Source organism: Amaricoccus sp. W119, from assembly GCF_047275745.1.
Taxonomy (GTDB): Bacteria; Pseudomonadota; Alphaproteobacteria; order Rhodobacterales; family Rhodobacteraceae; genus Amaricoccus.
This window is the reverse complement of the sequence record NZ_JBKQWU010000216.1, coordinates 1-626: the sequence shown is the minus strand read 5'-3', so window position 1 is coordinate 626 and position 626 is coordinate 1. Positions and strand designations below refer to the sequence as shown.

Sequence of the window (626 nt, the reverse complement as noted above, 5' to 3'; positions counted from 1 at the left end):
GGCGAGCTTCCTGGCGAGCGCGACCACGGCCTTCTTGTGGCTGGTGCGGCGCTTCACGGCCATGGCCCAGTCCCTCAGCCGCTGTCCGCGTCCCGGCTTCACCCGGCAGAGCAGGGAATTCGCCGCCTCATAGAGCATCGTGCGCGGCATCCGGTCGCCGCGCTTGGAAACGCGACCGCCATAATCGACGGCGCCCGACTGGTATCGCCTCGAGGTCAGCCCCGCGTAGGCGCCGACCGAACGGGATTTCGCGAAGCGGCGCGGCGCATCGATCGTGGCCACGAAGGTCGAAGCCGTGACCGTCCCCACGCCGGGAATGGTCATCAGGCGGACGCAGGCGTCGCATCCCTTCATCTGGCGAACCGGTTCCCTGGTCAGCGCGGCGGCCTGGCGCAACGCCTCCGTGCGCACGGCCAGGAGGGGCAGGATGATGCGGGCCAGCACGTCGTGCCCCTCCAGAACGGTCCGGACACGCGCCTCGTATGTGCGCGGATGCGCCGGCGGCCGCAATCCGAAGCTGGCGAGCAGGCCGCGGATCGTGTTCTCAGCGTTCCTGCGCGCTCCGATCACGGCCTCCCGTGCCGCGAGAAGGGCCCGGCGTTCCTGGCCCTGGCGGCTCTTGACCT

General features: G+C 70.4%; 1 protein-coding gene. It reads right to left on the bottom strand.

Going from position 1 to position 626, the window contains the following annotated elements; translation table 11 throughout:
• Positions 1-626 (bottom strand): IS110 family transposase (locus tag ACLJK8_RS23080; protein WP_413152716.1); only part of this gene is annotated, 626 nt, incomplete at both ends.